Below are 13,302 nucleotides of genomic sequence, written 5' to 3'. Positions count from 1 at the left end.
CGTGACCGAGGTGCGCGTCGACGTCGAGGGCCGCACCCTCACGCTGAGCAACCTCGACAAGGTGCTGTACCCGCGTACCGGGACCACCAAGGGCGAGGTGATCGACTACTACGCACGGATCGCGCCGGTCATGCTGCCCCACCTCGCGGCCCGCGCGGTCACGCGGGTCCGCTGGCCGCACGGCGTCGAGCAGGCCAGCTTCTTCGAGAAGAACGCGCCCGCCGGTACGCCGTCCTGGGTGCACACCGCCCGGGTGCCGACCACCGGGTCCCGGGGTGAGTCGCGGCACGGCGACCACCTGGTCTTCCCGGTCGTCGACGACCTCGCGACGCTCACCTGGCTGGCCAACCTGGCGGCGCTGGAGCTCCACGTCCACCAGTGGACCGTCGGCCGCAACGGGCAGCCGCGCAACCCCGACCGGCTGGTGATCGACCTCGACCCCGGCGAGGGAGCCGGGCTCCACGAGTGTGCCGCGGTCGCCCTGCTGGTGCGGGACGCGCTGGCCGAGCGGGACCTCCCGGCCTTCCCGGTGACCAGCGGGAGCAAGGGGCTGCACCTGTACGCCGCGCTGCCGGGCGACCTCAACCCCGAGGGCACCACCGGGCTCGCCAAGGCCGTCGCCGAGGAGCTGCAGGCCGCCCACCCGAAGCAGGTCACCGCGACCATGACCAAGTCCCGGCGGTCCGGCAAGGTGTTCCTCGACTGGTCCCAGAACGCCGGCTCGAAGACCACGCTGTCGCCGTACTCCCTGCGGGGACGGGAGCGTCCCTGGGTCGCGGCGCCGCTCTCCTGGGCCGAGGTCGAGGAGGGCGCGGAGGATCCCGTCGCCCTCGAACAGCTGCGGTTCGAGCAGGTCCTCGAGCGGGTCTCCGAGCGTGGTGACCTGCTCGCCGACCTCGACGGCTGAGGGACACGCCGGGTAGTTACCCACTTGTGCACCGATCGTGCACCCGACGAGAACACGGTGTGGGCGCGGGTCTCCTACGGTGGTGGCACGTCCTCGTCCCACGCAGTGCGACCCGGACGAGTGACCATGCCGGACAGTCTCGTGGGGGGGCGAGGCGGCCTGGCAACGGACGTGAGTGTGGCGGCCGATCGGTAGGGGGAGGTCGGCCGGCCGCCACACTCATCGACGTCTGGTACGGGGGCCCCGGGATGGAGATCACCACGCGACCTCGGTCGCACCGCTGGCGCCGGGTCGCGTCCCGGATGTCGCTCCTCACGGTCCTGCTGGCGCTGCTCCTGCTGCTCCCGGCGTCGCTGGGCCTCGACCAGCGCGTCGTCACCGACAGCAGCATGGGCGGCTCCCTCTCCCGCGGCACACTGACCTTCGAGCGACCGGTCGGTCACGCCGACCAGCTGCGGGTGGGCGACGTCATCAGCTTTCCCCAACCGGGTGACCCTGCCGGCGCGCGCGTGACCCGGAGGGTCATCTCGATCGAGGGCACCACGGTGGTGACGCGCGGCGACGCGATGCCCACGTCCGACCCGTGGGTGCTCGACGCCGAGGCGCTCGAGTCCTCGCTGGCGGTCTTCACGATCCCGTTCGTGGGCTACCCGCAGGTGCTCGTCCCGTGGCTGACCTGGGCGGTGCTGGCCCTGCTGCTCGCCGCGGCCTCGCTGGCCCTCGTCGTGGTCGCCCGGCGCGAGGCGGCACGCGAGCGCCGTACCCGCTCCACCGGTCCGGGAGGAGCGACCGCGGTCGCGGCGTGACGACCCCGTGCTCCTGGAACTGACCTCAGCGGGCCCCGGAACGCCTATGCTCGTCGCCATGGCACGGGTGCTGATCGTGGAGGACGAGGAGGACATCGCGTTCCCCCTCGTCCGCACGTTGGAGCGGGAGGGGTACGACGTCGAGTGGCTCGAGAGCGGGAAGGCCGCCCTCGAGCAGATGCGCAACACGTTCGCCGACGTGGTGATCCTCGACCTCGGGCTGCCGGACATGGACGGCCTCGAGGTGTGCCAGCGAGCCCGCAAGGAGGGCTTCACCGGGGCGATCATGATCGTCACCGCGCGGGCCGGCGAGCTCGACCGGGTGGTCGGGCTCGACTACGGCGCCGACGACTACCTCTCCAAGCCGTTCGGGGTCGCCGAGCTCCAGGCGCGCGTGCGGGCGCTGCTGCGCCGGACCAGCCAGGCCCCCGGAGCGACGCCCGACGCCGCCGGGCACACCACGATCGTGATCGACCAGGACGCGCGCCGGGTGTTCTACGGCGACACCGAGGTGTTGCTCACCGGCAAGGAGTTCGACGTCCTCGACATCCTCGTCGCCCACCGCGGCAAGGTGGTCTCGCGTGACCGGCTGATGGCAGAAGTGTGGGACGCCAACTGGTACGGCTCGACCAAGACCCTCGACGTCACGATCGGACGTCTGCGCAACAAGCTCGAGGGTGCCGAGGTCGACGAGCGCGTGGTCGCGGTCCGCGGGGTGGGTTTCCGCCTCGAGGGGCCGGACCATGCGTGAGCGGCTCGCCGCTGCCTTCGGGGCCCTGGCCGTCGCCGCCGTCCTGCTGACGGGCGCGCTGCGGCTGGTCGCCCTCGACGACCTGCTCCGCGAGGAGACCTACTCACGTCTCGACGACCAGGCCCGCGTGGTCGCCGCGGTCCTCGACCAGCGGGCGGCCGAGGGCGCGCCGATCCCGGACTCGATCCTCGCCGACCTGCTCGACGACCAGGCCCGGATCGAGTTCCTCCCCGAGGACGGCTCGCCGTCGCAGGTCCTGGAGGGCGACGACTACGCCGGCGACGGCGCCGGCGACGTGGTCGCCCGCGAGGAGTCCGCCGCGGGCATGGTCGTGATGTCGGCGGCCGCACCGACACCGCTCGACTACTACGCCGACGACGTCTGGTCGCTGGTGATGCTGGGCGCCCTGGTGGCCCTGCTGGCCAGCCTGGCCGGCTGGTGGCTGGCGACCCGGCTCTCCGCGCCCTTCACGCGGTTGGCCGGTGCGGCGGCGGCCCTGGGCCGCGGCCGGTTCGACCTGGAGCTGCCGGAGACCCGGGTCCCGGAGGCCCAGGCGATCGGGCGCGCGTTGCGCGCCAGTGCCGCGCAGCTGGAGACGCGCCTGGCCCGCGAGCGCGACTTCGCCGAGCACGCGTCCCACGTGCTCCGCACGCCGCTGACCGGGCTCCGGCTCGAGCTGGAGGACCTCACCCTCCGCGACGACCTCCCGCCCGACGCGCAGGAGGTCACCCGGCGGTGCGTCGAGCGGGTGGACACCGTCAACGCCTCCGTCGGCGACCTCGTGGAGCTGAGCCGCAGCCCCACGCTGGTGGAGGGGGCCGAGACCACGGTCGAGGACCTCGCCCGGCACGTGGCGCAGAACTGGTCCGACCGGCTCGCGGGGCGGCGTACCGTCTCCGCGGCGGTCGAGGGAGACCTGTCCCTCCGGCTCACCCCCGGGCCCCTGGAACAGCTGCTCGACCTCGTGCTCGACGACGTCCGCCGGGGCAGTGGGCCGGCCCGGCTGGTCTTCGTCGGCGAGGGCGGTCACGTGCGGGTGCGCCTGGCGCCCGGCACCGTCCCCGGTCGCGGGCGGCGCGACGGGGTCGACGCGGCGGCGGTGCTCGCCGGCTCGCAGGGCGGCCGGGTGACCGGCGCCGACGACGGCGAGGTCGAGCTGCTGCTGCCGCGTCGCTGACCGGCACCGACAGTCCGTCGGATCCCCTGCGGGGCTGCGATAACGTCCGAGCATGGCCGCACCCACCACCAGCCCGCTCGGCCTCTTCGGCACCGACGACCTGATCAGCGAGGACGATCGCGCGATCCGGGACACGGTGCGCGCGTTCGTCGCCGACCAGGTGCGTCCGCACATCGCGGAGTGGTACGACGCGGGCGCCCTGCCGGCCCGCGAGCTGGCCCGCGAGCTGGGCAAGCTCGGCACCCTCGGCATGCACCTCGAGGGTTACGACTGCGCCGGCACCAGCGCGACGGCGTACGGGCTGGCGTGCCTGGAGCTGGAGGCCGGCGACTCCGGGGTACGGTCGCTGGTGAGCGTCCAGGGGTCGCTCGTGATGTACGCCATCTGGCGGTTCGGCTCGGAGGAGCAGAAGCAGCAGTGGCTGCCGCGGATGGCCGCCGGGGAGGCGATCGGCTGCTTCGGGCTGACCGAGCCGGACTTCGGGTCGAACCCGGCAGGCATGCGTACCCGGGCGCGGCGGGCCAGCCCCGGGAACGAGCAGAGCGACTGGGTGCTCGACGGCACCAAGCTGTGGATCACCAACGGCTCGATCTCCGACGTCGCGGTGGTGTGGGCGCGGACCGATGACGACGACCAGCGGATCGCCGGGTTCCTGGTCCCGACCGACACCCCCGGCTTCGCCGCCCACGAGGTGAAGCGGAAGATGTCGCTCCGCGCCTCGGTGACCTCCGAGCTGGTCCTCGACGGCGTCCGGCTGCCGGCCGACGCGGTGCTGCCGGGGGCCAGCGGGCTGTCGGGGCCGCTGTCGTGCCTGAACGAGGCCCGGTTCGGCATCGTCTTCGGGTCGCTGGGGGCCGCGCGAGACTGCCTCGACACCGCCCTCGACTACGTCGCCGAGCGCGACATCTTCGACAAGCCGCTCGCCGGCTACCAGCTCACGCAGGCGAAGCTGGCGGACATGACCCTCGAGCTCGGCAAGGGGATGCTGCTCGCGCTGCACCTCGGCCGGCTCAAGGACCGCGGCGAGCTGGACCCGGCCCAGGTCAGCCTCGGCAAGCTGAACAACGTGCGGGAGGCGCTCGCCATCGCGCGGGAGTGCCGCACGCTGCTCGGTGCCGCGGGCATCACGCTGGAGTACCCCGTGATGCGGCACGCGAACAACCTCGAGTCGGTGCTGACCTACGAGGGGACCTCCGAGGTCCACCAGCTGGTCATCGGCCAGGCCCTCACCGGCCACGCCGCCTTCCGCTGATCCTCGTCCGACGATCCCCTTCCGGGCGGCCTGCCGGAATGGGGGTAATCCAGTGGCAGTTGGTCCCTTCACCGGCGTGTCGAGGGGCCAACTGCCACTGAACTACCGCCACAGGGGGCCCGCCCAGGCAGGGGGCGGTTGCCAGATCGTCTGATGATTCCTAGGGTCGAGGGGATCTCGTCTCGGAAGGAAGTGGACATGTCCACGACCACCACGGGCGCGTCCGGCTCGCGTCCGGTCCCCACCCCCGCCCAGCTCCGCAAGGCCACGATCGGCGCCACCGTGGGCAGCGTCGTCGAGTGGTTCGACGTCGCGGTCTACGCCTACCTCGCCACCACCATCGGCGCCGTCTTCTTCTCGACCTCCGACCCGGCGACGGCGTTGCTCAGCTCGTTCGCGGTCTTCGGGGTCGCGTTCGTCGTCCGCCCGCTCGGCGGCCTGTTCTTCGGCTACCTCGGCGACCGGATCGGCCGGCAGCGCACCCTCGCGTGGGTGATCCTGCTGGTGTCGGGAGCGACGATGGCGATCGGCCTGCTGCCCGGCTACGCCACGATCGGGGTCGCCGCGCCCGTGCTCCTGGTCGTCTGCCGGCTGCTCCAGGGCTTCTCTGCGGGCGGTGAGATGGGCGGCGCCTCGGTGTTCGTCGCCGAGTACGCCGAGCCCCGCCGCCGCGGCTTCGCGGTGAGCTGGGTCGAGATGGGCTGCATCCTGGGCTTCCTGCTCGGCTCGGTGGTTGCGCTGGTCCTCAACTTCGCGCTGACCGACGACCAGCTGCTCGGCTGGGGCTGGCGGGTGCCGTTCCTGCTGGCCGGCCCGCTCGGCGCGGTGGGCCTCTACATCCGGACCCGGCTCGAGGAGACTCCGGAGTTCGCGGCGCTGCGGGCCGCCGGCAACGTGGCCCGCAGCCCCCTCGTGGAGACCCTGCGCGACCACTGGCGCGCGGTCCTGCAGACCGCGGGCTACTCGCTGTTCCAGAACGCGGCGCTCTACGTCATCCTCACCTTCGTCCCGTCGTTCCTCGCGGAGACGCTCGGCTACGGCGCCGACCTCGCGTCGCTGTCGGCGGTGCTCAGCATGTCCGTGATCTGTGCGCTGATCCCGCTCATGGGCGGGATCTCCGACCGGGTCGGCCGCCGGCCGATGCTCGGCGGCTCCTGCGTGCTGATGCTGGTCGTCGCGATCCCGCTGTTCGCCCTGATGGACTCCGGCAGCGCCGGCCTGGCGATCCTCGCCCACGTGCTGCTGGGCGCCGTGCTCGCGGTGTTCCTCGGCGTGACCCTGGTGGCGATGAACGAGCTCTTCACGACCCGGGTCCGGTACGGCGGGTTCTCGATCGGCTACAACATCTCGGTCTCCGCCTTCGGCGGTACGGCGCCGTTCCTGGTGACCCTGCTGATCACGGCCACCGGCAGCAACCTGGCGCCGGCGTTCTACATCATGGCGGCGGCCGCGATCACGCTCGGCGTCGTGCTGACGGCCCGCGAGACCGCGCCTGTCCGCGCGGGCGCCCGCACCGGCGAGCCGGTGGGTCAGTCGGCCTCGTAGCGGGCCAGCAACGCGTTCTCGGAGTCGCGCAGGTAGTCCTGCAGCAGCCGCTGCGCTCCGTCGAGGTCGCCGGAGCGCACCCGGTCGGCGATCTCGACGTTGCGGGCGAGGAAGGCCTCGTGGAACGCCTCGGTGTCGTCCATCCGGGCGTACGCCAGCCGGAACTCGCCGAGCACCTGGGCCACCAGGGCGTCGAGCCGGGCGCTGCCGGCCAGGCCGACCAGGGCCTGGTGGAAGTGGATGCTGGCGGCGGCGACCGCCTGCCAGTCCTCGCGGTCCGCGGCCTCGTGTCCGTCGGCCAGCGCCCGGCTGAGGTGTCGCAGCGCCTCGGGGCGCAGCGACTCGACCTCGGCCAGCGCTCCGCACTCGACCACGCGCCGTACCTCGTAGAGGTCGGAGACGTCCTGACGGGTCAGCTCGCGGACGAAGACGCCGCGGCTGAGCTGGTGGACCAGCAGCCGCTCGCGGATCAGCAGCTGGAAGGCCTCACGTAGCGTGCTGCGGGCGACGCCGAGCTCGGCGCGCACGAGCTCCTCGGCCAGCCGCTGGCCGGGCTGCAGGTCCCCGGCGAGCACCCGCTCGCGGAGCCGGTCGGCGACCCGGCTGGCGGCGCTGTCCCGCGGCTCCGGTCCCACCGCTCCTCCTCGGAACGCCTTGGAAAATCGTCGGACGATCCGTAGTCTGACACAGGTCCGGAGCACAGCCCGTGGCATCGGGAGGGTAGGTGGCAGGTCCGCTGCGCGTGGGTGTCGACATCGGCGGCACCTTCACCGACCTCTGCGTGCTCGACGACGACGGGATCGTCGCCGTCGGCAAGGTGCTCACCACCCACGACGAGCCCGCCCGCGCCGTCGAGGACGTGCTCCGGCAGGCCGTCGCGGACCACGACCTGGACCCCGCCGCCGTGGCGTCGCTGATCCACGGCACGACGCTGGTCACCAACGCGCTCATCGAGCGCCGGGGCGCGCCGACCGCGCTGCTGACGACCGAGGGCTTCCGCGACGTCCTCGAGATGGGACGCGAGCACCGCTACGAGCTCTACGACCTCGGCATCGAGATGCCCCGGCCGCTGGTGCCGCGCCACCTGCGCCACGGCGTCGCCGAACGGACCCTCGCGGACGGGACCGTCGAGCGCGAGGTCGACGTCGCGCAGGTGCAGCGGCTGGCGCGCGAGCTGGTCGAGGCTGGGGTCGAGGCGGTGGCCGTCTGCTTCCTGCACAGCCACGTCGACGACACCAACGAGCGCGCGGCGCGGGACGCGATCGCCGAGGTCGCCCCCGACCTGCGGGTGGCGCTCTCCAGCGACATCAACCCCGAGATCCGCGAGTACGAGCGCAGCTCGACCACCGTCGCCAACGTCTACGTCCAGGCGATCGTCGAGGGCTACCTGGCCGACCTCCGCACGCGCACCTCCGACGTCGGCGTACCGCGGCCACCGCTGATCATGCTGTCCAACGGCGGCGTCGCGACGCTCGACGTGGCCCGGCGCTACCCGATCCGGATGCTGGAGTCCGGCCCCGCGGGCGGCGCGCTCGGCGCGGTCGCCTTCGCGGAGGAGCGCGGCGTCGCGGACCTGATGGCCTTCGACATGGGCGGGACGACGGCCAAGCTGTCGGTCATCGAGGACGGCCGGCCGCTGGTCACCCACTCCTTCGAGGTGGCCCGCCTCTACCGGATGCGGCCCGGCTCGGGACTGCCGGTCCGGGCGCCGGTGCTCGACATGATCGAGATCGGGGCGGGCGGCGGCTCGATCGCGCGGGTCGACCCGCTCGGGCTGGTGACCGTCGGCCCGCAGTCGGCCGGCTCGGACCCCGGCCCGGTCTGCTACGGGCGGGGCGGCACCCGGGCCACCGTCACCGACGCCGACCTGGTCCTCGGCTACCTCGGCGCCGACTCCTTCCTCGGCGGCTCGATGCCGCTGGACCTCGAGGCGGCCCGCGAGGCGATCCGGACCCAGGTGGCCGAGCCGATGGGGATCGCGGTCGAGGAGGCCGCGTGGGGGATCCACGCGACGGTGAACGAGAACATGGCGAACGCCGCCCGGGTGCACGCGGTCGAGCGCGGCCAGGACGTCACCCGGCTCCCGCTGTTCGCCTCGGGCGGCAACGGACCGCTGCACGGACCCGGCCTGGCCCGGGCCCTCGGGTCCCCGTCGGTGCTGGTGCCGCCCGCGGCCGGCGTGCTGAGTGCGCTGGGCTTCCTGTCGGCGCCGCTGAGCATCGACCTGGTGCAGTCGGCCCATGTGCGGCTCGGCGACCTCACCGCCGACCGGGCGCGGGCGCGGCTGGAGCAGCTCCGGACCGAGGCCGAGAAGGTGCTCACCGAGTCGGGCGTCCCGGCCGAGGAGATCACCCACGAGCACGGCTGCGACATGCGGTTCGTGGGCCAGGGCTCGGAGACCACGGTGCGGGTTCCCGCCGGCGGCGACGACTGGGTCGAGCAGGCCGAGGCCGGGTTCCGCGCGACGTACGAGGGGCGGTTCGGCACCGTCGCCCCCCGCGGCGTGGAGGTCGAGATCCTGACCTGGCGGGTCAACGCCCGCGGCCGCGACCCGGAGGCGAGACTGCGGTTCGCCCCCCGCGACGGTGGTGACGCAGCCACCGGCAGCAGGCCGGCGTGGTTCCCCGACCACGGGTACGTCGACGCGGCGGTCCACGACCGCTACCGGCTGCGGCCGGGCGAGCAGCTCCGCGGGCCGGCCCTGGTCGAGGAGCGGGAGTCGACCCTCGTCGTACCGCCCGGCGCAAGGTGCACGGTCGGCGACGACGGCACGGTCCTGCTCGAGCTCGAGCAGGAGGAGGAGCGGTGAACACCCCTTCGGCTGGGCCGGACCCGATCACCGTCGGGCTGGTCGCCAACCGCCTCCACAGCATGCTCCAGGAGCAGCAGACCGCGCTGGTCAGCACCGCGTTCAGCCCGGTGGTGCGCGAGTCCCTCGACCTCGCCTGCGCGGTGTTCGACTCGCGGGGCGAGATGGTCGGCCAGTCGGTCGGCGGGACGCCCGGCCACATCAACGCGATGGCGACCGGGATGCGGCACTTCGTCGAGCGGTTCCCGCCCGAGCGGCTGGCGGACGGCGACGTGCTCATCACCAACGACCCGTGGCTGACCGCGGGCCAGATCAACGACCTGACCATCGCCACCCCGGCCTACCGCGACGGCCGGCTGGTGGCGTGGTTCGCGAGCTGCTGCCACTCGCCCGACATCGGCGGCCGGATCCTGTCGGCCGCGGCGACCGAGGTGTTCGAGGAGGGCCTGCGGCTCCCGATCATGCGGCTGCGGACCTCCGAGGGTCCCGACGAGGTGCTCGAGGAGCTGATCCGGGCCAACGTCCGGACCCCCGACGAGACGATGGGCGACATCTACGCCCAGGTGTCGGCCAACCAGGTGGGCGCCCGGGCGCTCAACGCGATGATGGACGAGCTCGGCCTCGACGACCTCGATCCGGTGGCGGCGGAGATCATGCGCCGCTCCGAGGAGGCGCTGCGGGCAGCGATCCGGGCGCTGCCCGACGGCAGCCACGAGGCGGAGTTCCGCACCGACGGCTTCGGCGAGGAGGACCTGCTGCTGCGGGTGCGGCTGACCATCGAGGGCGACGAGATCCTCGTCGACTACGACGGCTCGTCGCCGCAGTCGCGGTACGGCATCAACGTCGTGCTCAACTACACGGCGGCGTACACGTCGTTCGCGGTGAAGGCCGCCCTCGCCCCGGACGTTCCCCACAATGCGGGGTCCTTCCGGCCGGTGACGACGACGGCGCCGAGAGGGTCGGTGCTCAACTGCGTCGACCCGGCCCCGGTCGCCTCGCGACACCTGGTCGGACACTTCCTGCCGTCGTTGCTGTTCGAGGCGCTGCGGCCGACCCTCGGCGGGCTGCCGGCGGCGAGCGCCGACGCGCTCTGGATGACGGTGTGGCGGGGCGGCGACGTCGACGAGCCGTCGCCCTTCACGCTGACCGTGTTCGGCGCCGGCGGGTCCGGCGGTCGCCACGACAAGGACGGGCTGACCACGACCGGCTTCCCCACCGGCGTCCGCGCGGCGCCGACCGAGGTGGTCGAGACCCTGAGCCCGCTGGTGCAGCGGCGCCGTGAGCTGCGGCCCGACTCAGCCGGCCCGGGCCGGTTCCGGGGCGGGCTGGGCCAGGTCGTCGAGATGGGGCGGACCGGCACCTCCGGCTGGAGCGTCAACGCCAACATCGACCGGGTCTTGCACGCGGCCCCGGGGGCCGAGGGTGGTGGGGCCGGTGCGACCGGTGCGTTCGTGGACATCGGGTCTGCGGAGGAGCTGCCCCGCAAGCAGCTGGTCCGGCTGGCCGCGGACCAGTCCGTGCGACTCAGCTTCCCCGGGGGCGGGGGCTACGGCCCGCCCCACGAGCGGCCGGTCGAGGCGGTGCTGCGCGACGTGGTCGAGGGCTACGTCTCGATCGACGCCGCGGCCGACCGCTACGGAGTGGCCGTCGACTACACCGGCCCCGACGACGCGCTGGTCCGGCCGCCGCACCTCTACCGGGTCGACGACGAGCGCACCGCCCGGTTGCGGGAGGACGCGGGGTGACTCCCGACGAGCAGCTCGACGCGGCGTTCCGGGAGGCGGTGGCCGCACTGGGGGAGCGGTACGGCGCCGCCCCGGGAGCGCTCGACGGGCTGCCGCCGCAGCGGGTGCTGGAGCTGTTCGAGGCGCAGGCCGGCAGCCGCCACCTCGACCTCGCGGCGCGCTGGCTGCGCACCCGGGACCGGGGCTACTACACGATCGGCTCGTCCGGCCACGAGGCCAACGCGGCCGTGGCGGCCGCCACCCGGCCCAGCGACCCGGCGCTTCTCCACTACCGCTCCGGCGCGTTCTTCCTCGAGCGTGCCCGGCAGGCCGGCGTCACGACCGCGCTGCGCGACGTCCTGCTCGGCATCGTCGCCGCGCGCGAGGACCCCACCTCCGGCGGCCGGCACAAGGTCTTCGGCAGCAAGCGGCTGGCGGTGCTGCCGCAGACCTCGACGATCGCCTCGCACCTGCCGCGGGCGCTCGGCATCGCCGTGTCCATCGGCCGCAGCCACCGGCTCGGCGTCCCCTCCGAGTGGCCCGACGACGCGCTCGTCGTGGCCAGCTTCGGCGACGCCTCGGTCAACCACTCGACCGCCACCGGAGCGATCAACGCGGCGCTCCACACCTCCTACCAGGGGATCGCGGTCCCGCTGCTGCTGGTCTGCGAGGACAACGGCCTGGGGATCAGCGTCCCGACACCGCCCGGCTGGATCGAGCACGCGTACGCCGACCGCCCCGGCCTCGCCTGGTACGACGCCGACGGCCACGACCTCCCCACCGCCCTGGCCGTCGCCCAGCGTGCGGCCGACCACGTGCGCGAGCGGCGGGCCCCGGCGTTCCTGCGCCTGCGCACCGTCCGGCTGATGGGCCACGCGGGGTCCGACGTCGAGGCGTCGTACCGGACGACGGCCGCGGTGGCGTCCGACGTCGCGCGCGACCCGCTGGTGGCGACCGCGCGGCTGCTGGTCGAGAGCGGCACGGCGAGCGCCGACGAGGTGCTCGCGCGCTACGAGGCCCTCCGGGCGGAGGTCGTCGGGCTGGCCGAGGAGGTGGCCGACCGGCCGCAGCTCGGGTCCGCGGCCGAGGTGTCCGCGCCGCTGGCGCCCCCGCAACCCGAGGCCGTCGCCCGCGTGGTCGCGTCGGCGCCCGACCCGGAGGTGCGGCGGCGGTCCTTCGGCGACCGGCTGCCCGAGGAGCAGGGGCCGCTGACCCTGGCGCAGTCGGTCAACCACGCGCTCGCGGACGTCCTGGCCCGGCACCCGGGTGCCCTCGTGTTCGGCGAGGACGTCGCCGTCAAGGGCGGGGTGTACGGCGTCACCCGAGGCCTGGCGAAGCGGTTCGGGCGGGCGCGGGTCTTCGACTCCCTGCTCGACGAGCAGTCGATCCTGGGACTGGCGCTCGGCGCGGGCAGCAGCGGGCTGCTGCCGGTCCCGGAGATCCAGTACCTCGCCTACCTCCACAACGCCGAGGACCAGCTGCGCGGCGAGGCGGCGAGCCAGGGCTTCTTCTCGGCCGGCCAGTTCCGCAACCCGATGGTGGTGCGGGTCGCGGGCTACGGCTACCAGAAGGGGTTCGGCGGCCACTTCCACAACGACAACGCGGTCGCCGTGCTGCGCGACGTCCCGGGGCTGGTGGTCGCCTCGCCCTCGCGGCCCGACGACGCGGCCGCGATGCTGCGCACCTGCGCCGCAGCGGCCGAGGCCGCCGGCACGGTCTCGGTGTTCCTCGAGCCGATCGCGCTCTACCACCTCCGCGACCTGCACGAGCCCGACGACGGCGGCTGGCTGGCGCCGTACGCCGGCCCCGACCGGTGGGCCGAGGAGCACGTGCCGATCGGCCGCGCCCGGACCTACGGCGGGGGCAGCGACCTCACCATCGCCACCTTCGGCAACGGCCTGCACCTGAGCCTGCGCGCGGCCCGGACCCTCGAACGGGAGGGTGTCGGGGTCCGGGTGCTCGACCTGCGCTGGCTCGCGCCGCTGCCCACCGACGACCTGCTCCGCGAAGCCTCCGCGACCGGCCGGGTGCTGGTCGTCGACGAGACCCGTCGGTCGGGCGGCGTCTCCGAGGGCGTCGTCACGGCGCTCGTCGACGCGGGATTCGACGGTCGCGTGGCCCGGGTCGCCAGCGCCGACAGCTACGTCCCCCTCGGCGACGCCGCCCGGCTGGTGCTGGTCTCGGAGCAGCAGGTCGTCGACGCCGCGCGGTCCCTGTGCGGTTGAGCGGGGTCGACCGGTAGCTGCGATCAACCGCGGAGCGCGGCCGCCGCCTCGTCGACCATCCACGTCATCCGGGTCCAGGCCTGCCCGCCGCGTTGCCCAGCAAGAC

The 13,302-nt window shown here is 73.8% G+C and carries 10 protein-coding genes; 9 read left to right on the top strand and 1 reads right to left on the bottom strand.

Annotated features, from left to right (window positions below):
• Position 1 precedes the first annotated feature (1 nt).
• From ligD to ACQ1X7_RS05845, 6 genes are all read left to right on the top strand, one after another.
• A complete protein-coding gene (gene ligD, locus ACQ1X7_RS05870) occupies positions 2-907 on the top strand; it encodes a non-homologous end-joining DNA ligase (protein WP_432477232.1) in 906 nt (301 codons plus the stop codon).
• 248 nt (positions 908-1,155) lie between these two features.
• Positions 1,156-1,713 carry a S26 family signal peptidase gene (locus ACQ1X7_RS05865; protein ID WP_432477231.1) on the top strand — a complete coding sequence of 186 codons (558 nt, stop codon included), beginning with the start codon at positions 1,156-1,158 and terminating at the stop codon, positions 1,711-1,713.
• Positions 1,714-1,771: 58 nt separating this feature from the next.
• Complete coding sequence (locus tag ACQ1X7_RS05860) at positions 1,772-2,464, top strand: response regulator transcription factor (protein ID WP_432477230.1); 693 nt, start codon at positions 1,772-1,774, stop codon at positions 2,462-2,464.
• Positions 2,457-3,641, top strand: a complete 1,185-nt coding sequence (locus ACQ1X7_RS05855) for a histidine kinase dimerization/phospho-acceptor domain-containing protein (RefSeq protein ID WP_432477229.1) — start codon at positions 2,457-2,459, stop codon at positions 3,639-3,641. Before ACQ1X7_RS05860 ends, ACQ1X7_RS05855 begins: the two co-directional genes overlap by 8 nt.
• A 52-nt stretch (positions 3,642-3,693) precedes the next feature.
• Positions 3,694-4,893: an acyl-CoA dehydrogenase family protein gene (locus ACQ1X7_RS05850; protein ID WP_432477228.1), complete on the top strand. Its 1,200-nt coding sequence runs from the start codon at positions 3,694-3,696 to the stop codon at positions 4,891-4,893.
• A gap of 198 nt (positions 4,894-5,091) precedes the next feature.
• Positions 5,092-6,438 (top strand): MFS transporter, encoded by a 1,347-nt coding sequence (locus tag ACQ1X7_RS05845; RefSeq protein WP_432477227.1) that lies wholly within the window; start codon positions 5,092-5,094, stop codon positions 6,436-6,438.
• Here ACQ1X7_RS05845 and ACQ1X7_RS05840 read toward each other — a convergent pair.
• Positions 6,423-7,073, bottom strand: a complete 651-nt coding sequence (locus ACQ1X7_RS05840) for a GntR family transcriptional regulator (protein WP_432477226.1) — start codon at positions 7,071-7,073, stop codon at positions 6,423-6,425. The two genes, ACQ1X7_RS05845 and ACQ1X7_RS05840, sit on opposite strands and share 16 nt — an antisense overlap.
• A gap of 89 nt (positions 7,074-7,162) precedes the next feature.
• On the opposite strand from ACQ1X7_RS05840, the gene ACQ1X7_RS05835 reads away from it, so the two are divergent.
• Genes ACQ1X7_RS05835 through ACQ1X7_RS05825 form a run of 3 tightly spaced genes read left to right on the top strand, consistent with a single transcriptional unit; the run spans position 7,163 to position 13,196 of the window.
• Complete coding sequence (locus ACQ1X7_RS05835; RefSeq protein WP_432477225.1) at positions 7,163-9,247, top strand: hydantoinase/oxoprolinase family protein; 2,085 nt, start codon at positions 7,163-7,165, stop codon at positions 9,245-9,247.
• Positions 9,244-10,992: a hydantoinase B/oxoprolinase family protein gene (locus ACQ1X7_RS05830; protein ID WP_432477224.1), complete on the top strand. Its 1,749-nt coding sequence runs from the start codon at positions 9,244-9,246 to the stop codon at positions 10,990-10,992. The genes ACQ1X7_RS05835 and ACQ1X7_RS05830 overlap by 4 nt, the downstream gene beginning before the upstream one ends.
• A complete protein-coding gene (locus tag ACQ1X7_RS05825; RefSeq protein WP_432477223.1) occupies positions 10,989-13,196 on the top strand; it encodes a transketolase C-terminal domain-containing protein in 2,208 nt (735 codons plus the stop codon). The genes ACQ1X7_RS05830 and ACQ1X7_RS05825 overlap by 4 nt, the downstream gene beginning before the upstream one ends.
• Positions 13,197-13,302: the final 106 nt, after the last annotated feature.

This window comes from Nocardioides sp. GXQ0305 (assembly GCF_050880345.1).
Taxonomy (GTDB): Bacteria; Actinomycetota; Actinomycetes; order Propionibacteriales; family Nocardioidaceae; genus Nocardioides.
This window is presented reverse-complemented; position numbering and strand designations above follow the sequence as displayed.

Excerpts from the sequence above, each read along its gene's own strand:
- ACQ1X7_RS05865 (WP_432477231.1), top strand. The coding sequence starts at position 1,156 with ATGGAGATCACCACGCGACCTCGGTCGCACCGCTGGCGCCGGGTCGCG.
- ACQ1X7_RS05860 (WP_432477230.1), top strand. The coding sequence starts at position 1,772 with ATGGCACGGGTGCTGATCGTGGAGGACGAGGAGGACATCGCGTTCCCC.
- ACQ1X7_RS05855 (WP_432477229.1), top strand. The coding sequence starts at position 2,457 with ATGCGTGAGCGGCTCGCCGCTGCCTTCGGGGCCCTGGCCGTCGCCGCC.
- ACQ1X7_RS05850 (WP_432477228.1), top strand. The coding sequence starts at position 3,694 with ATGGCCGCACCCACCACCAGCCCGCTCGGCCTCTTCGGCACCGACGAC.
- ACQ1X7_RS05845 (WP_432477227.1), top strand. The coding sequence starts at position 5,092 with ATGTCCACGACCACCACGGGCGCGTCCGGCTCGCGTCCGGTCCCCACC.